The sequence below is a fragment of the Rhodococcus sp. WB1 genome, assembly GCF_001700945.1.
Lineage (GTDB): Bacteria > Actinomycetota > Actinomycetes > Mycobacteriales > Mycobacteriaceae > Rhodococcus > Rhodococcus aetherivorans.
This window is the reverse complement of the sequence record NZ_CP015529.1, coordinates 764,372-781,760: the sequence shown is the minus strand read 5'-3', so window position 1 is coordinate 781,760 and position 17,389 is coordinate 764,372. Positions and strand designations below refer to the sequence as shown.

16 protein-coding genes are annotated in these 17,389 nt (G+C 68.8%); 4 read left to right on the top strand and 12 right to left on the bottom strand.

From position 1 onward, the window contains the following. Nucleotides 1-8 precede the first annotated feature (8 nt). The 4 genes from A4U64_RS03655 to A4U64_RS28455 all read right to left on the bottom strand — a co-directional run bounded on the left by A4U64_RS03655 (nucleotide 9) and on the right by A4U64_RS28455 (nucleotide 1,894). Nucleotides 9-863, bottom strand: a complete 855-nt coding sequence (locus A4U64_RS03655) for a hypothetical protein (RefSeq protein ID WP_050035774.1) — start codon at nucleotides 861-863, stop codon at nucleotides 9-11. Between the two features lie 23 nt (nucleotides 864-886). Next, nucleotides 887-1,039 (bottom strand): hypothetical protein, encoded by a 153-nt coding sequence (locus A4U64_RS28160; RefSeq protein ID WP_157127564.1) that lies wholly within the window; start codon nucleotides 1,037-1,039, stop codon nucleotides 887-889. 163 nt (nucleotides 1,040-1,202) lie between these two features. Further along, nucleotides 1,203-1,508, bottom strand: a complete 306-nt coding sequence (locus A4U64_RS03650; RefSeq protein WP_043797019.1) for a SelT/SelW/SelH family protein — start codon at nucleotides 1,506-1,508, stop codon at nucleotides 1,203-1,205. A 224-nt stretch (nucleotides 1,509-1,732) separates the two neighbouring features. Further along, nucleotides 1,733-1,894: a hypothetical protein gene (locus tag A4U64_RS28455; RefSeq protein ID WP_006934360.1), complete on the bottom strand. Its 162-nt coding sequence runs from the start codon at nucleotides 1,892-1,894 to the stop codon at nucleotides 1,733-1,735. Between the two features lie 132 nt (nucleotides 1,895-2,026). On the opposite strand from A4U64_RS28455, the gene A4U64_RS03645 reads away from it, so the two are divergent. From A4U64_RS03645 to A4U64_RS03630, 4 genes are read left to right on the top strand one after another with little or no spacing between them, the layout of a single operon-like run. Then, nucleotides 2,027-4,000 (top strand): hypothetical protein, encoded by a 1,974-nt coding sequence (locus A4U64_RS03645; protein ID WP_050035775.1) that lies wholly within the window; start codon nucleotides 2,027-2,029, stop codon nucleotides 3,998-4,000. A 12-nt stretch (nucleotides 4,001-4,012) separates the two neighbouring features. Further along, nucleotides 4,013-5,482: an archaeosortase/exosortase family protein gene (locus A4U64_RS03640; RefSeq protein WP_006934367.1), complete on the top strand. Its 1,470-nt coding sequence runs from the start codon at nucleotides 4,013-4,015 to the stop codon at nucleotides 5,480-5,482. Then, nucleotides 5,467-6,900 carry a glycosyltransferase gene (locus A4U64_RS03635; RefSeq protein WP_029545632.1) on the top strand — a complete coding sequence of 478 codons (1,434 nt, stop codon included), beginning with the start codon at nucleotides 5,467-5,469 and terminating at the stop codon, nucleotides 6,898-6,900. Before A4U64_RS03640 ends, A4U64_RS03635 begins: the two co-directional genes overlap by 16 nt. After that, nucleotides 6,897-8,510, top strand: a complete 1,614-nt coding sequence (locus tag A4U64_RS03630) for an ArnT family glycosyltransferase (protein WP_232334164.1) — start codon at nucleotides 6,897-6,899, stop codon at nucleotides 8,508-8,510. Before A4U64_RS03635 ends, A4U64_RS03630 begins: the two co-directional genes overlap by 4 nt. A gap of 608 nt (nucleotides 8,511-9,118) precedes the next feature. Here A4U64_RS03630 and A4U64_RS03625 read toward each other — a convergent pair. From A4U64_RS03625 to A4U64_RS03590, 8 genes are all read right to left on the bottom strand, one after another. Further along, nucleotides 9,119-10,504 (bottom strand): NlpC/P60 family protein, encoded by a 1,386-nt coding sequence (locus A4U64_RS03625; protein WP_232334163.1) that lies wholly within the window; start codon nucleotides 10,502-10,504, stop codon nucleotides 9,119-9,121. 49 nt (nucleotides 10,505-10,553) lie between these two features. Then, complete coding sequence (locus A4U64_RS03620; RefSeq protein WP_006930733.1) at nucleotides 10,554-11,189, bottom strand: hypothetical protein; 636 nt, start codon at nucleotides 11,187-11,189, stop codon at nucleotides 10,554-10,556. Nucleotides 11,190-11,250: 61 nt separating this feature from the next. After that, complete coding sequence (locus A4U64_RS03615) at nucleotides 11,251-12,210, bottom strand: MlaD family protein (protein WP_006930734.1); 960 nt, start codon at nucleotides 12,208-12,210, stop codon at nucleotides 11,251-11,253. Then, entirely contained in the window at nucleotides 12,207-13,202 is a 996-nt protein-coding gene (locus A4U64_RS03610) for an MlaD family protein (RefSeq protein ID WP_084648597.1), read from the bottom strand. Before A4U64_RS03610 ends, A4U64_RS03615 begins: the two co-directional genes overlap by 4 nt. Beyond that, a complete protein-coding gene (locus tag A4U64_RS03605; RefSeq protein WP_044475574.1) occupies nucleotides 13,199-14,290 on the bottom strand; it encodes an MlaD family protein in 1,092 nt (363 codons plus the stop codon). The genes A4U64_RS03610 and A4U64_RS03605 overlap by 4 nt, the downstream gene beginning before the upstream one ends. Nucleotides 14,291-14,292: 2 nt before the next feature. Beyond that, nucleotides 14,293-15,300, bottom strand: a complete 1,008-nt coding sequence (locus A4U64_RS03600; RefSeq protein ID WP_006930738.1) for an MlaD family protein — start codon at nucleotides 15,298-15,300, stop codon at nucleotides 14,293-14,295. Next, nucleotides 15,297-16,307 (bottom strand): MlaD family protein, encoded by a 1,011-nt coding sequence (locus A4U64_RS03595; protein ID WP_006930739.1) that lies wholly within the window; start codon nucleotides 16,305-16,307, stop codon nucleotides 15,297-15,299. Before A4U64_RS03595 ends, A4U64_RS03600 begins: the two co-directional genes overlap by 4 nt. Next, nucleotides 16,304-17,389 (bottom strand): Mce family protein, encoded by a 1,086-nt coding sequence (locus A4U64_RS03590; protein WP_029545647.1) that lies wholly within the window; start codon nucleotides 17,387-17,389, stop codon nucleotides 16,304-16,306. Before A4U64_RS03590 ends, A4U64_RS03595 begins: the two co-directional genes overlap by 4 nt.

The window sequence follows — 17,389 nt, the reverse complement described above, 5'->3', positions numbered from 1 at the left end:
CCTCCACGTCACGGCGTAGGTGCTCGCTCCCGCGAGAAGAAGACCGGGACCACGAGAACGACGATCAGGCCCACCCCGGCCAGGACAGCAGACCACGCATTCAAACGACCTTCCCGCTCCTCGAATTCGACACTCTGTTGCGCGGATTCCGCAATCGCCTTGTTTCTCTCGAGAACCGCCCGCCGAAATTCGTCCACTTGGATGAGGAACAGTTCGACCGCTCGGGGCTGCAGATCCGGGTCTGTCGCGGCCGGCACGGCCGGTGGGGTGGGCATGGCAGGAACTTCGGGAGGGCGCGGACTGCTGACGAAGGGTGCGACGATGAAGACGAGTCCCACCGCCAGGCTGAGCACACTCGCTTGAATGAAGTACCGCCGCTGCCCCGTCGCTCGATTGACCCACTCCATGAAGAAGATCAACCGCTGCATCTGGTGATTGTGCAGGGTGCCCGTCGGAGGGCGCAGCGTCGAGCGACTCGCAGGCATGAGGAAGGCCAGATAGAACCCGGAAAAGGCGACGGCCATACCCAGAAAGAGCGGGGCAAAGACCCCGCGCAGGGGTAGCGAATTATCGGTCACCGAAAACGCCACACCCAACACGCCGATATAGATGGTTCCGATGGCAGCGGCGGCGGTCTGCACGAACTTCGCACTGTCTCTACTTCGCTCGAAACCGCCCTTGGATGCGTCGTACAGGTTCTCCTGGAACAGCTTCCGCAGTTCGTACTCGGCAGCCCAGCCGGCCATCTGAAAGTCGGTCGTCGCCTTGTCGAGCGCGGCGCTGCGCTCCGCCTCCTCCGCACGCTCCGCCTCCAGCCGGAGTCTCTCGAGTTCCTGCGAGCGCCTCGCGGCAGGGCTCCACATTCTCACCAGTGCGACCGCGGATCTCAATCCGCGTCCTCGGGCGACTTCGACGGCATCACGTAGCTGTCCGGAATTCCCCACGCCCGCCCCTGGCAGTGCATATGCACGTCGCCTTGGAACTCCTCGGCCGGAAAGAACTCGTTCTCGACCTCGCACCACTTCCGACCGACAGGCATGGCCCGAGTGTGCTCCGAAATCGGTGGACCGATGTTGCACAGCCGCAACGAGTGGGTATCGATACAGAGCACCGCATGCGGACGAAGCCCGATAACACGAGCACGACTGGAAACTGGCCGGGTAGTTCTGCCGGTACCGGCGCCGGATACGGCCGTAGAAATCCTATTCCTGCGCCCGGCGCGCGGCGTCCCCGTGCCCCAGATCCCGCTCGGGATCCACGACGTCCCGCACCCGCTGCTTGAGCGTGACGATGTCGGGAAACCCACCGTCGGTCTTGCGGTCCCACACCACCCGATCACCGGCCGTAACGACGAAGATGCCGCCGGTGCCGGGGATGAGCGCGACCTCGCCCAGATCCGTGCCGAAGGTGTTGAGCAGCTCCTGCGCCATCCAGCCGGCGCGCAGCAGCCAGTTGCACTGCGTGCAGTAGGTGATGGTGATGCGGGGTGCGGTGCGCGGCTCGGTCACCGCCCGAGCGTATCGGTCGGCACGCCGCCCGAAAGGGGTGAGGCCCCGCCGATCGTGGTGGCGAAACGGCGGGGCCTCAGCGCGGGCCGGCGATGGGGGGTTACCGGCCTGCGAGCGTCGCCTTCGCAGGGGGGACAGGAAGGCGACACAGGAACACTAGTCCTCAAGATCGTTACTCGCGAGTACAAACACTAAAGCGCTGGTCAAAAGCATGTAAAGCGATGTCAGGGCTTGTTGGTGTGACGTTCGCTCTCGCGCTCGGCGCGCTGGATCTCGACGAGGGATTCCTCCATGTCGGCCACGCGCAGCACCTTGCCCAGGACCAGACCGACCGCCACCGAGACGAGCAGCCAGGCGCCCAGAACCGCCGCAACCCACCACCACATACCCACAGTGTGTACGAACTTGGTCGCCGATGGGTAACGCGCGGAGGACTGTGAGCGATATTGCGTCCACGCTATCGCGGCCGTGTCGCACTTGTCCCACATTTCGTACCGAACAACCGTAAAGTCCCCGATGTGCCGACCCAGACAATTCGCCGTGCCGGACACGCCATCCTCGTTCCCGCCCTGGCCGCGCTGACCGTGCTCGCCGCTGGCCCTGCCGCCGCGCAGGACCCCGTCGCGCCGCCCGGCGACGTCGTCTTCGGCACGCAGACGCTGGGATTCGGCAACACGGTTGCCTTCCGCGGCCACAGCGACACCGCGACCCTCACCGTCCCGGTGCCGGACGGGCTGCGGCCCGCCGCGCTCGACACGACGGTGCAGATGCCCGCCAACGTCGCCCGCGGCTGGATCGACGTCCAGTCGCAGGAGCTACTGCTCGCCCGCATCGACCTGCCCGCCGCCGGAACCCTCGTGCCGGTCTCGCTGCCCCTGGATGCGGCGCCGATCGCGGACCGCGCCGTCACCGTCACCCTGACCCTTCACCTGCTCCCGTTCGACGGGATCTGCCCCGAGGACTGGACGGATCGCTCGGTGGTGCTGCGCGACGGACGCGTCCGCTACACCGGGGCGGCGACCCCGCCGGCCGTGGTCGCCGACTTCCTGCCGCCGATCCTCGAGTCGCTGGAGCTGGCGCTGCCCGCCGATCCCACGCCCGCCGAGTCGGCCACGGCCCTCGATCTCACCGCGGCCGTCACCGCCCAGTACACGGGCCGGCCGCTGCGGGTGACAGTGCAGACCCTGCCCGGCGACGACGCGGTGCCGCCCGCCCCGGCCGGGCCGTTCACCCGGCAGATCGCGATCGTCGAGACCGACGGCGACGGTGCCGCCACCCTGGTCCAGGTGCCCGGCGGCGGTCCGGCGCTCGCGGTCACCGGCGACGCCGACGCCCTGCGCAACCAGGCCCGCCTCATCACGAGCGACATCTCGTCGGTCGCGGTGGCCTCGGCGGCGACGGCCGGCACGCTGGGCCGGCCGCCGCGGCTGTCCCCCGACGCGACGACGCTCGCCGAACTGGGCCTCGGCGCCCTCACCGACACCGGCGTCGGCGTGGTGGAGGTGCCGCTCGGCATCGACCAGACCCGTCTGGGACGGCCGTCCCACAATCTGCGGATCAACCTGCAGGGCTCCTACACCCCGCTGCCCACGACCGAGGGCGGCCTGGTGTCGGTGACAGTCGGCGACACCGTCGTCGACTCGTGGCCCGCCGACGCGTCCGGCCGTCTCGATCGGTGGATCACGGTGCCGGACAACGTTCTCGGACGGACCACCGACGTGGCGGTGTCCCTGCGCGCCACCGGCGGCACCCACCAGTGCGGCCTGCAGCAGCCGATGACGCTGACCGTCGACGCCGGCAGCCGCGTCACCACCGAGCCCGCCGACCCGCCGCTGCCCGGGGGCTTCCGGTCGCTGCCGCAGGCGCTGCTGCCGAAGGTGAACGTCGCCGCCACCGAGGCCGGGATCGCCGACACCGCCCGGGCCGTCGCGCTCGTGGCCGGGCTGCAGAGCCTGACCTCGGTGCCGCTCGATCCCGACTGGGTGAGCGTCGACGAGGCCGCCACCGGCGGCACCCCCGCCATCGTCGTCGCCGCCGACGGCCGCGTCCCCGACACCCTGGAACTGCCGCTCGCCGGGACACAGGGCCGCACCCTCGACCTCCTCGACCCGGCCACCGGGAACGCCACCACCGTCACCTTCCCCACCGACATCGAGTTCGCGTCGCTGCAGGTGGCGCGCGACGGCGACCGCACGGTCCTCGTCGCCGCCGCCACCGAGGTGCCCGCCGAACTCGACCGCACCCTCGGCTGGCTCGCCGCGACCCCGCAACGCTGGGCCGAACTCGACGGCGACGTGCTGTTCACCACCGCCGACCGCGACCCGGTCGAACTCGCGCTCACCGACCCGGCCGCCGAGCCCGGCACCCAGGAGTCGCTGGGCCGGACGACGGGCTGGGTGCTCGCCGGTGGCCTCGCCCTGCTGGCCGTGGGGCTCGTCGCCGCGGGCGTCACGGCCTTGCGATGGCGTCGCGGCCGGCCGCGCCCGCTCTGATCGGATGTCGCCATGAGCACCGTCACGACCGCCGAGCGCGCCGCACTGTTCGCGCACACCAGCGCACGGTGGACGGTGATCGTCGCCGCCACCGTGCTCGGGTACTGGTCGACGTGGGAGCAACTGCTCACGGAGATCTCCCGCGGCACGGGCGGCGGCTACGTCCTGCTCGTGCCGCCGTTCGCGGTGCTCGCCGCCGAGGGCGTCACCCGGCGCCGCCGCGGCGAGTTGCCGATCCACGACCGGCAGACCGACCGGATCGTCGGCGGCGCCGTCCTGCTGATCGCGCTCGCGGTCAAGTGGCTGCTGCTGCCGCGGTACGGGCCGAACTACCAGATGATGCACCTCGACGTGCTGTCGGCGTGGACGTTCGTGATCGGCGCGTGCGTGCTGCTGTTCGGCCTGCGCGTCGCCTCCCGGTACTGGCCGGTGTGGCTGCTGCTGCTGGGCACGTCGCCGTTGTTCTACCGGGCGGTGCTCGTGCAGCTCGGCGGCACCAAGTTCGCCGCCGGGTTCCTGATGGTGCTGCTGGGCGCGATCGCGATCGCCGTCGCGGTCGGCCGCACCCGGCGCCGCGCGCTGATCGGCTTCTCCGCGACGATGCTGCTCGGCCTGGCGCTGCTGTTCGCGGTGACCACCCGCTACCCGGACGCGCGGGTCGCCGTCGCGCAGATCGTGCCGTCGGGCACGGCGGCGCTCGTCGTCGGCGGCGCGTTCTACCTGTACCGGTATCGCGGCCTCGCGCCGCGCACGCTGCCCCCGAACCCGGTGTCGCCGCGGGAGGCGACGCGCTCGGCGCTGTTCCTCGTCGCCCCGGCCGCGCTGGTGCTCGCCGTGCTGCCGCTGCCGGATCAGCAGCTCACGCCGGTGTCGGTGGGCCCACCGCCGAGCGGCACCGTCACGCAGGTGGTCCCCACCGGTTGGTACCAGATCGACTCCATCGACTACGACTGGCCACGAAGGTATTTCGGCTCCACCGCGCAGCTGCGCCGGCAGATGATCCGGGCCGTCGAGCCGCGCGCCGACTGGGATCGGCTGTCGCGGCCGCGCACCGTCGCCGTGCAGACCCTGCAGGTGCGGCGGGTGGGGGTGTTCGAGGTGTATCCGGTGCAGACCTCCTACGATCTCGGGCGGGCGCGGGTGAGCCCGAAGATCCGGGTGGACCTCGGCCACGGCGTGCAGGCCGACTTCTTCACCGTCGTCGACGACGAGTTGCTGCTCACCTGGAGCCTGATGAACTTCATCTGGACGCGCGGCGACGCCCTCGCGCAGCGGGTGAGCCTGCTGACCGTCGACAACCACGAACTCGATGCGCCGTTCCCGCAGCCGACGCCGAACATGGCGTCGAACGGCCGGAATCTGCTGTCGGTGTTCCTGCGCGGGCGGGCGTCGGTGGAGGATTCCGATCCCGAGTACAAGGACTTGGACATGCTCACCGAGCTGGGCCGTGATCTGGTGGAGGCGCAGTGGCGCGGAATCTAGTCGACGAGGAGTTCAAGGCCGCCGCGCTGCACGACGCGGTGTACGGACTGCGGGAGAAGCGGCCGCTGTCGTCGGCGTCGGTGGCGTTCGTGCCGTGGCAGAAGTGGCTGACCCTCGGCCTGGTCGCCGCGGCGATCGTGGCGCTGGTGTTCGCGACGACGCCGACGCTGACCGTGCTGATGGCGGTGTGCACGGCCGGGTACATCGCGACGCTCGCGGACCGGCTGCTGCTGTTCTCCCGCGGCCTGGCGCGCGACGCGATCCTCACCGTCGACGACGACGTGGCGCGGGCCGTGCCCGGGCACGCGCTGCCGACGTACACGGTGCTGGTCCCGGCCTACAACGAGCCGGAGGTGGTGGGTGATCTGATCGCGGCGATGGCCGCGCTGGACTATCCGGCCGAGAAGCTGCAGGTGCTGTTGCTGCTCGAGGAGGACGACGCCGTCACCATCGCCGCGGCCGAGGAGGCCGGGCTCGGCGAGAGCGTGGAGATCCTGCTGGTGCCGGCGGCGGACCCGCGGACCAAGCCGAAGGCCTGCAACTACGGGCTGCACTTCGCGACCGGCGACATCGTCACCATCTTCGACGCCGAGGACCTGCCGGAGCCGCTGCAGTTGCGGCGCGTGGCGGTCGCGTTCGACCGGCTCGGCGACGACGTCGCGTGCGTGCAGGCGAAGCTGGCCTTCCACAACGGCACCCAGAACATGCTCACCGGCTGGTTCACCGCCGACTACGCGCTGTGGTTCAACTTCGTGCTGCCCGGCCTGATGCGCTCGAATTCGCCCATCCCGCTGGGCGGTACGTCGAACCACATCCGGCGCGCCGTGTTCGACGAGATCGGCGCGTGGGATCCGTACAACGTCACCGAGGACGCCGACCTCGGGGTGCGCATCGCCGAGTCGGGCTACCGTACGGCCGTATTGGACTCGACGACGCTGGAGGAGGCGAACAGCGATCCGATCAACTGGATCCGGCAGCGTTCCCGCTGGTACAAGGGATACCTGCAGACATGGCTCGTGCACGTGCGACGACCCGTACAACTGTGGCGGGGCATCGGTACGGTCGGGATGCTCCGGTTCACGACCCTGCTCGCCGGGACGCCGATCATCGCGTGCCTGAACATGGTGTTCTGGTTGATCACCATCGCGTGGCTGCTCGGGCAGCCGTTCCTGATCGAGGAGATCTTCCCCTGGTACGTGTACTTCCCCGCGCTGATCTCGCTGGTGTTCGGTAACTCCGCCGTGCTGTACATGAACCTGGTCGCGTGCCGGGAGACCGGCAACTCGGCGCTGTGGCTCGCGTGCCTGACGGTGCCGGTGTACTGGCTGATGATGTCGGTCGCCGCGATCAAGGGCACCTATCAGCTGATCCGCAATCCCTCCTACTGGGAGAAGACCTTCCACGGGCTGTCGTCATGAGGGGCGACTCGGCCCGGGTGTTCTGGCTGTCCTGCCTGCTCTATGCGGCGGTGGGGCTGTACCTGTCGCTGGATGTGGCCTATTTCCAAGGTGATTCGCTCAGCCGCGTCGCGGCCGCGCGCAGCACCCTGCACAGCCGCGACCCGCACCTGGCAGCCATCGGGTTCGTGTTCACGCCCCTGACCGCGCTGATGCAGTTGCCGCTCGTGGCGCTGTCGGACTGGTGGCCGGCGCTGACCCGGTGGGGCCTCACGGCCGTGGTGATGTCGGCGCCGTTCATGGCCGGGGCCGTCACCCAGGTCCACCTGTTCGCCCGCGATCGCGGCGCGTCGCCGTGGCTGGTGTGGACGGTGACGGCGCTGTTCGCGCTCAATCCGATGATCGTGTACTACGGCGCCAACGGCATGAGCGAGGCGCCGTTCCTGATGCTGCTGTGCTGGGCGACGCGCCGGCTGGTGCGGTGGATCAGCACCGACGACGTGCACGACCTCGCCGTCGCCGGGATCGCCGTCGGGCTGGCGTATCTGGCGCGCTACGACGCGCTCGCCGTCGGCGCGGCCGTCACCGTGCTCGTCGTCGCGGTGACGTGGTGGCGCACCCGCGTGTGGCGGGCGGCGCTGCTCGACGCGATCCTCGTCGCCGCCCCGGTGGCGTTGGCGTTCCTCGTGTGGGCGGCGACGAGCTGGCTCATCACCGGCGAAGCGCTGCAGCAGTTCTCGTCGTCGTACGGCAACGCGGCGATCCTCGAGCAGAGCGGCGGCGGCTCCACCGGGGGCCTGGGGGCGCTGGCGTTCTCCGTCGCCGAGATCCTGGTGCTCGGGCCGGCGCTGCCGCTGCTCGCACCCGTCGTCGCGGTGCTGGCGTGGCGCCGCCGGGACCTCGAGCCCGCCGTGCCGTTCGTCGTGCTGGGGGCGGTGCTCGCGTTCGCCGCCCTGTCGTACTTCCGCGGCATGACGTTCCCGTTCCTGCGGTTCTACCTCGTCGCGGTGCCGCTGGCGGCGATGTGGGTGGTGCAGCTCGCGCCCCGTGGCGGGCAGCTGCGGGCGCGCCGGCTCGGCGCGCATGCGACGGTGCGGCCGCAGGACCGCGGCACCCTCGCGCCGGTCGGGGCGCTCGCGCTCGCGGTGTCGGTGCCGGTCACGTTCGTCGCGATGGGCAACGCGACGCTGTCGCAGGAGCAGCACGCGCTGCGCACCGTGCTGTTCCCCGATCCGGACGACACGTCGCAGCTGCGGGACCAGGAGAACCGCATCATCGCGTCGTTCGGCACGGAACGTCGCATCGCGGACCATCTCGACGCGCTCGACCTGCCCCCGGGTTCGGTGGTGATGGACACCGTGTACGGGTTCGCGGTGCTCACCGCGACCGACCGGCCCGAGCAGTTCGTGATCCCGTCCGACGCCGACTTCACCCGCATCCTCAACGATCCGGCCGCGAACGGCGTGCGGTATCTGCTCACCGTGCCGAACGAGGGTCGCGGCGTCTCGGATGCGGTGAACCGCCGCTACCCCACCGTCTTCGAGACCGGCGCCGACATCGCGACCCTCGATCTGGAGATCCCCAACGACGGCGACAACCAACCGACCTGGCGTCTGTACCGGATCGGTTGACGCACCCGCAGGCCGCGTGCCACCATCGCTGCACCGACCCCGAAAACGGGGCGACCCCGGCCGGTGCGCCAACACCGAACCGGGGTCTGGGCACACGACAGATAGGGACTGTCATGCACCGTGAGGTGGATTGTATCCACACGCCGATCCCAGGCGTACATCCCCGGGAGTGGCCGGCGCCGCGCGCCGCGCACCCCGTCTACCGGCCCGGCGCAGCGTCCCGCGCCGCCGACGTGACCCGGACGAGTCCGCCGACGTCCTGACCCGTTCACCAGCCCTCGCACACGACTGTCACCAGCCGTGCCCGGGGGCCACAGGTGTTTTCCCTGCGTGCGTGCGAGGGCCGTTCCGGTGACCGAGGCGCACGCGGTCACGTCGTTTTCCGTGCGGGTCCGACGCTAACCAACCGCATCCGGCATTCCACCGTCCCGGTGAACGGCACCGGGCACCCGATCGAGCACGGGTCGACACGTCCGACCGGGTCCAGCTCAGCCGCTTGCCTTTTCGGCACGCGGCCATACGTGCTGGCCGAGACGCGGTATCGGGGCATGGTCCGTGGGTTTGCTTGGGGAAGGGGCCGACAAGTCAGCGACCCGTAGGGTCTCCGTTCAGAGCAGGCGCCGGGCCTTCATGCCGGGGAAGACCGCGCCGACGCGCACCACGTCCCCGAACGTCGGGGCGTGCACCATCTGACCGCCGCCGATGTAGATGCCCACGTGCCCCGGCCCGTCGGACTGCCAGTTGCCGAATACCAGATCCCCCGGCCGGGCCAGCTGGATCGGGATCTCGGTGCCGACCCGCCACTGCGTCTGCGAGGTGCGCGGCAACCTCACCCCGGTCGCCGCGTACACCGCGTACGACGTCAGGCCCGAGCAGTCGAACCCGCCCCCCGACGGACCGTTGACGTTGCCGCCACCCCACACGTACGGCAGCCCCAGATACCGGAACGCCAGGTCCACCACCCGGTTGCCGGTCTCGGTCATCCCCGGCAACCCGAGCCCGAAGAACGGCGAGAGCAGCCGCGCGAACACCATCTCCGTCGCCCGGATCTTCGCCACGTACGGCTTGGTCTGGTTCTCGTAGTCCGGCGACCCGGACGGCATCCCCCCGGACCGGCGCACCGCCCCCAGCCCGGCGTTGTACGCCGCCAACGTCAGGTCCAGGGTGTCCCCGCGCACCACCCCCTGCGCCTTCCACTGCTCGATCTGCCGGTAGTTGTCGCACAACAGATTCCCCGACGCCATCACCGGATCGGCGATGCCCAGCACATCGGCCCGCCCGTCCCCGTCGGCGTCCTTGCCGTAGGCATCCCAGGTTCCGGGCATGAACTGCCCCGGCCCCTTCGCCCCCACCGGCGAGACCGGGGCGCTGGGCCCGTACCGGAAGCCGTTCTCCGCCGAGTACAGCGCCGCCAGCACCGGCGCGCCGACCCCGTCGCACAACTGGCCGGCCTTGCGCAGCCACGGCGCAAACACCGCGATCGCGCCGATCGGCGCCAGGTTCGTCCCGGGCAGGATCGCCGGGATCGACGGCAACGTCACCGCGCCGCCACCCCACGCCGGACCCGGCGCCCACGCGTCGCTGCCCGTCGCCCCGGTGGCCGGCGCCCCGAACACCGACGGCCGTCCCGCCGGCGCGGCCGGCGCCGGCACCGACGGCACCTGTTCGAGCACGGCCTGCACCGGGTTCTCCACCGGCGCCGGCGGCGGTTCGAGCACCGCGGCCGCCTCCGCCGGCAGGTGCGGCATCAGCGCGTCCTTCGCCGCCGACGTCGCGTCCGCCACGGCCTGCTCCGCCGCCGGACGCATCGGCTCGGGCAACCCCGCCACCAGATCGGCGACCTGCCGGTCCAGAGTGCCGGCAGCCTCCTGCACCGCCTCGACTGCCACCCGGGCCTGGTCCTCGAGCGGCTGCGGCAGATCCATCCCCGAGACCACCACGCCGACCGCGGTTCCTATCGCCATCACCATGCTCGCCGGCTCACTCGACGACATCTCCGACCTCCTTCCACCGACCGCCGCCACCGACAATGCACGGCGCCCCTCACCTGGGTGTATTGCCGTCGCCCAGAGCCGATCCGACACCGCTGATTTCGGCGATCTTCCACTCGTCGCGGCTGTCCATGCTCAGCTTGTACGTCGCCGTCGATTGGATGCCCTCGGGGGCCTGGGCGTTCTTGGTCACCACACTCACGAAGCAATCGACCGTGTAGATGCCGTCCGGACCGGCTTCGGCTTTGGCCGTAATCGGCTGCGCCGTCGACGTCCACTGAAGCGGAACGATGATCTGCTCCATCGAGGTCGCCGCGCGAGTGAGCCGCTCCGAGAGTTCGGGGCTGGTTCCGGTGGTCAGCCGGGTTCGCCAGGTCTGCAGGTCGCGGAAGTCCATTTCGGCAGCACCTGTCGCGTATTCGAGCGCGGCCTGTTCGGCACGCTCGAGCGCGGCCGCCTCGGTGCGAACTCGGTCGAGTTCGCTTGCCTTGTCGCTCACCTGCCAGCCGAGGAGGGCCACGGCGGCGCACAGTGCCACCACGAGTCCACCGATGAGTATCTTCCCGGGTTGTAGCCGCACCGTGAACCCGGACCGCTGCGAATCCGCCTGCTCCCGCGGAGGGACACCGTCCTCGGCCGTACTGCGGTCGTTCTTATCGGTGGACTGATCGGAGGTGATCATCTGCATGGTGCGCCTCATTCCTGTTCGTATCGATCTGATGGGATGACGTGCCGGGACCGTCGGACGGTCAGTTGCCCGGCGCCTGCACGTGCACGGTCACTGCGTCCCCCGACGATGTGGAGGTCAGGGCATTGTCGAGCAGACGGCCGACGTCGATCGTGCGGACCGCCCTCGCGCCCTGAGAAACCGAAGGCAGAAGATCGACGCCGATGACCTCGAGGTCCGCGGCCGTCGCATCGAGGAACTTCTGCAGTTCACCGATGAACGGACTGGCACCGTGCGCGATACCGGCATTCAGCGGCCCACGATCGGCAGCGAACTTGATGCCGGCGAGCAGATCGCGGAACCCGCTTCCGAACTCGGCGAGGTGCGGCTCGGCGTTGTGCATCCCCAGGGGAATCGTCGTGCTGTCCAGCAGCAACGGTTGAACGGTCCGCAGCAGCGTGGTGAAACTGTCCGCGTTCTGGGCGAACGTGGCTGCCATCAGTTCCCCCGCCCGCGAAAGATTGCCCAGCACACGCGGATCGTCGGGCAGAGCGACATCCAGCGCCTCGAAGATCTGGCGCACGCCCTCCGGATCGACCTGCGTGAGCAGGCGGGTGAGGCGCTCGGACAACTCCTCGAACGTCGTCGGCACCACAACCTGGGTGGACGGCACGAACGCGCCGTCGTCCAGATACGGTCCGGCCGCCGACGCCGGCCACACGGCGAGATACGGTTCGCCGAGCGCCGACAGATTGTCCACGCGGAACGCACTGTCGGCGGGGACGGGATGGTTCCGGTCGTACTTCCACGACACGTCGATCGCGTCCGCTGATGCGGTGATGTCGGTGATCTCGCCGATCTCCACCCCGCGCAACAGCACCCGCGAGCCCTCCACCAGGCCGTTCGTGTCGGGGACCTGCACCCGTGCCGTGTAGACGTCCTCCATGAACCCTGTCCGCAGGCCCAACTGAGTCATGTACAGGAACGAGAGCACCGCTATCAGACCCATACCCACGATCGACCGCGCTGTACGCCGGCTCACTTCACAGCTCCCAACATGCGCAGGATGTTCTCGGCATCGGCAAGCAACTGATCACCGTCCGCCGCTTCCACCGAGACGATGTCCACCGAGGGATTCTGGGCAAACGGAATCAGTGTTGTCCGAAGGAAATTCGACACTTCTACGGTGGTCGAGGGCCCGCCCCGGGAGACGTCGGTGGTGTCGGCGAGCGATTCGAACATCGGGATCAGCCACAGTCCACCCTCGTACAGGCTTCCGACGGAAGGAAGGATCTGACCGATGTGCGACACGACATCCACCGCGAGCCGCCGCCAGTAATGCACGGTCGACGAGTCGAAGATCGTGGCGAGCGAGTCCGCATTGGCGTCCACGGTGACCGCAGTTGCATGCATTTCCACGAGCAGCCGGTCGATCTCGGCCGTCCGATCGCCGAGGTCGCGCAGGTCCACCGACACGATCGACGCAAGTCGTTCCACTTCCGGGACGGGCGGCATCACCGCGTTCACCCGGGCCATGACGTCCTCGACCCTTCGGATGCTGCCGCCGTTGACAAATGTCGCGAGCACGGCCATGGTGTCCTCGAGCTGCGGCGGCGACGTGGTCCGGCTCAACGGGACGGTGCTTCCCTCCTCGAGGTATCCCCCGACGACGGCGTCGGGGTCGCGGACGAGGGCGACATAGGTGTCACCCAACAGGGTGTTCTGCCGGACGATGGCCCTCGCGCCCGCAGGCACCCGCGTGTCCTGCCGGATCCCCGCGACGACGGCGACGCTGTCGTCCGCCACGTCGAGCTCGCGGACCTCACCGACTCGTACGCCGTCCATGATCACATCGGCTCCGGCCGGCAGATTCATGACGCTTTCGAACTCGAGCGAGATCTCGTACCCGTCCCCGACGCCACCGCGGACCGACGGCAGGTCCTCCGGCCGCAGCGAGCATGCCGAGGCGACGAGCGTCAGCAGCAGCGCTGTCGTCACCCGCGCCGTCCGTCCGAGGTCGATCCGTGTCTTCACTGTGCAGCCCCGTTCAGGAGGACGAGATCCATCAGACCCGTCGGCGAAACGCGAGCTCCTGATTCGGTCGGTGTGCAGCTACCCGGCCGGACGGTGTCGAGGAGTGCGCACAGCCGGTCGGCGTCCTCGTCGCTCAGTGTGATGGTGGGGGGCGTGTACTGCATCGTCAGCCCGCCGGCGTTCCGCGTCTGCTGATCCGCGACCGCCGCGAGCGACGGCACCGTCGCAACGAGGCTTTGGATCTCGCCCGTCCGCCCCGCGGCGAGTGCGATCGCGTCGGCGACCTGACCGTGCACGAACGGCCAGATGTCCCCGCCGTACTTGCGTTGGATGTCGTCCAAAGTGGCGACAAGCCAGCCGATTCCCACGCACACGTCGATGGTTCCGGGCCACAGGTCTATTCCCGCCACCGCCACGTCCGGCATCTGCTCCACGACGGACTTGATCGCTGCCCAGTCGGCGAGAGCCTGCTCGCTCAACGGCGCCATGTTCGCGATGGCAGTACCGATGTCGGCGACGAACTTGTCGGGGCTTTCCATGGCATCGGCGGCATGCAGCATCATCGACCGGGCGTTGTCGCCCTGTCCACGCAGAGCCTGGTCCAGGCCCGCGACGGCCATCTCGACGGTGTCCGCGCTCCCTTCGGGAGAAAGGGCCTCGATGAAGTCCGCCGCCGACCCCACGACCTCGGAGATGGCCTTGGGAGTCCGGCTGTTCTGCAGCGGAATACAGGATCCCGGTTCGAGCGTGGGGCCGGATGTGTCGTTGCCCACGAGCTCGAGGCTGCGGTCGGCGAGAATCGACTTGGATCGGGTCACCGCTTTGACATCGGCGGGAAGCGGGCGATCCCCGTCCGTCGAGAACGTCACCTCGACGTGACCGCCCTTCTCCACGATCGACTCGACCCGTCCCACCGGGAACCCCATCCGGGTGACCGGATTACCCACATACAGCCCGACCGCGTCCGGCATTTCGGCGCAGTACGACGGGGCGGGTTCGGCTCCGGCCGTGCGCGCGGCGGTGAAGCCGGCGCCGACGACGGCGGTCACTGCCAGGCCGATCGTTGCTACCTTCTTGACCTTGTTCATCGTCAGCACTGCCGTCCCGGAACCGGAATACAGATGTCCGATGCCATGAGCGTTCCTCCGCTGATCGTGGCCAGCCCCTCGGGCGTGAGCCAGTTCGCCAATTGCTCCCGGGCCGCAGTCAGGGCGTCGATCGAGGGCCCCATGGACGCGTTGAATTCCTCGATCATGGCGCGCACCTGAGTGATGGCCGCCGCGACCTCGTCCCGGTGGTCGAGGTAGTACTCCTCGTACGGTGCCACAGTCATCAGCACGTGCCCGAGCAGCCGGTACGCCTCGTTGAAGCCGGCATGGTTGGTGTTGTACGTCGAGAGCACCATGTCCATCTCACGGATCAGATGGAAGACGAGCTCGCGATTCGCGTTGAAGGTCTGCAGGTACTCCGAGGCGAGTCCCGTGACCGTCCGGACCTGCTCACGCTGCCGGTCCATGACACGTGCGATCGCCGTCATCCCCGAGATGATCGATCCCACCGAGTCCGGGTTCTGCTGTAGCGCCTCGGCGACCTGGACCAGATTCGCATCGATCGTGCCGCCGTCGACGTTGTCGGTGGTGTTGGGGGCCGCCTGGAGTACGTCACCGATCGAGTACGGGACGGTCACCTGTCCCACAGGAAGGGCCCCCTCGTCGAGCGGTCTCACGCCGAGCGGGACAAGCGTGATCGCGTAGCCCCCGACCGGGGTCAGCATCCGGACCTCGACCCGCGACTCGGTGCCCACCAACACGTCGTCCTCGACTTCCATCGAGACCCGGACGGTCGACTGTCCGAGCTCCATGTCCGTCACCTTGCCGACCGACACCCCGGCGATCCGCACGTCCTGGCCGACCGAGATGGCGGACGCGTCGGTGGTCTCGAAGGCCACCACCTTCCTGCCCGGGGGACTTATGTAGAGCACGGTCGTCGCGACGAGCGCGAGGACGGCCACGGCTACCACGCCGGCGCCGATGCGCATGTCGTCGGCGAGCCACGTCGCCAGACGGGCAGTACCGAACCGTGTCCGTGCGGACTTCACCGTGCGCTGCATACCACTACCCCGCTACCGTTGAGGAGAACGTCGACTTCGGTCGGCAGCTGGGCGACACCCTTGCTGCATCCTTCCCATCCGGGGGAATCCCCGACCGGGATCTGCAGTCCCGCCACCGAACTCGGTAGCAGCCGGAGAGCTTCCGCTGTCTCCTCGAGCGACGAGAACGCTTCGGCCACCATCTGCTCGACGTTCGCCCCCGGCTGCAGGCTGTAGGCGTCGAGCAGCCGTTTGATCGGTGTCAGGAACTCAGGGCCGTACGTGGCGGTCTTCGGAAACTCGTCGAGAACTGTCATCGCCTTCGCGATCGGGAAGCTCATCGAGCGGAGGAACTCCACGACCTCATCCGACCGGCCACCCATGGAGTCGGAAATCCGCGCGAGATTGGTCGTCAACGTCGCGATGACCTGTTCCCGGTCGGCCGCGAGATCGGCGAGCTTCTGCGCGTCGTCGAGCATCGGCTTCAGTCCCCCGCCGTCTCCTTGCAGCAGGGCGATGGCGTTCTCGGTGAAGGTGTTGATGTCCTCGGCACTCATGGTGTCCAGCACCGGCTGCAGACCGTTGAACAGCTCGGTGATATCGAACGACGGTCGGGTCCTGTCGAGAGGCAGAGTTTCGACGGGGACCCCGGAATCTTCCCCGAAGTCGGCATCCACATACCGCACGCCGGTGAGGTTCTGGTACTTGACCGCCAGAGTCGTGTCCGCGGTGAGAACGTATGGCTCCTGCAGCGAGAAACGGACCTCGGCGATGGTGCTGCCCTGGCGAGTCACCAGGTCGATGGCCTCGACCTTGCCGATCCGGACCCCACGCGTGCGAATGTCACCGTTGACCCCGAGACCTGACACATCGGAGAACTCCGCGGTGTAGGTGCGGGTGTCACCGGCCACGGGACTGCGCATGGCGCTGATCACCAGCACGAACAGCAGAGCCGAGACAGCTGCTGCTATCGCGAGTTTGAGGACGGTCGCGAGGAAGACGGCACGCGCGTTCATCGCTCTCCCCCGTTCGGTTCGGCCGGCGCGGCGGCGATCCCGAGCGGGGCCGCAAGCGCCGGAAATCCGTCGAGCACGACGCGCAACCGGAGGCGTTGCCCGTCTGGGGTGTCGACGAACGCGGAGTCGAATCGACCAACGATCTCCCGCGCCTGCTCCGGCGTCAGGCCGCCGTTGACGAGGTGCGGGAAGACATCCGACACTTCCACGACGATCTGCGTCAGCGGTGTCAGTTCCTCCCCGTGCGAGGCGAGCAGGGCACCGGCTTGGCCGAACAGCTGATTGGCGGCCAGCGTCAGGCCGGCGTTCGACTCGTCGAAGACGGCATCGTCCACACCAATCGAGCCGTCCGGCAGGCGGTTGTAGACGCTGTCGTAGATGTACATCAGTGCCTCGATCGCCTGATCGCTGAATCCTGGTGTTGCCGCGAGGATGTCGTTGAATCTCGTCATCAGCTCGCTCGGTGGCGCCTGCTGCGCCTGTGCGACACGGTCGGCGACCAGCACACCCGTCTCGATCCACGGTGCCAGTCCGTCGAGGTAGTGCACCGACTTGTCGAGCGACGTGACCATCCGGTCGGTCAGGGTTCCGTCGATGGTGAGCGAGCCCTGCTCGATCATCGTCGACATCGTGAAGTCGCCTCCTGGCGTCCGCTGCACTTCGGTGTCGGGCTCGAGGGGGTCGCCGCCGGGCATGACGACGATGTTCACTGCGGATGTTCCGAAGTAGTTCTCGGGACGGAAGTCCACCTCGAACGAGTCCGTCAGCCCGGCGACCTGGTGCTGATCGAGGACGAGCCGCATCTGCACCGAGCCCGCCTCGGTTCGGTCGAGCCGTTCGACCAGACCGACGCTCTGTCCCCGCAGGACCACCTTGGTTCCTTCCGTCACCCCCGGACCGACATAGGGGACCTCGACCCCGACGGCGAGCCCGTCCGGCGCGGTCATGCGTGGATACAGAGACGCGGTGGCGGTGACCACCACACCCGCCAGGCCGATCACTGCGACGCCGGCGACCGCCAATACTCGGGACTGATTCGCTGCGGATCCCCGCAGGAAGTCCTGGTTCCTGGAAGTGCTCAT

Excerpts from the sequence above, each read along its gene's own strand:
- A4U64_RS03655 (WP_050035774.1), bottom strand. The coding sequence starts at position 863 with ATGTGGAGCCCTGCCGCGAGGCGCTCGCAGGAACTCGAGAGACTCCGG.
- A4U64_RS28160 (WP_157127564.1), bottom strand. The coding sequence starts at position 1,039 with ATGCCTGTCGGTCGGAAGTGGTGCGAGGTCGAGAACGAGTTCTTTCCG.
- A4U64_RS28455 (WP_006934360.1), bottom strand. The coding sequence starts at position 1,894 with ATGTGGTGGTGGGTTGCGGCGGTTCTGGGCGCCTGGCTGCTCGTCTCG.
- A4U64_RS03640 (WP_006934367.1), top strand. The coding sequence starts at position 4,013 with ATGAGCACCGTCACGACCGCCGAGCGCGCCGCACTGTTCGCGCACACC.
- A4U64_RS03630 (WP_232334164.1), top strand. The coding sequence starts at position 6,897 with ATGAGGGGCGACTCGGCCCGGGTGTTCTGGCTGTCCTGCCTGCTCTAT.
- A4U64_RS03625 (WP_232334163.1), bottom strand. The coding sequence starts at position 10,504 with ATGTCGTCGAGTGAGCCGGCGAGCATGGTGATGGCGATAGGAACCGCG.
- A4U64_RS03620 (WP_006930733.1), bottom strand. The coding sequence starts at position 11,189 with ATGCAGATGATCACCTCCGATCAGTCCACCGATAAGAACGACCGCAGT.
- A4U64_RS03605 (WP_044475574.1), bottom strand. The coding sequence starts at position 14,290 with ATGAACAAGGTCAAGAAGGTAGCAACGATCGGCCTGGCAGTGACCGCC.
- A4U64_RS03595 (WP_006930739.1), bottom strand. The coding sequence starts at position 16,307 with ATGAACGCGCGTGCCGTCTTCCTCGCGACCGTCCTCAAACTCGCGATA.
- A4U64_RS03590 (WP_029545647.1), bottom strand. The coding sequence starts at position 17,389 with ATGAGCACTTCCAGGAACCAGGACTTCCTGCGGGGATCCGCAGCGAAT.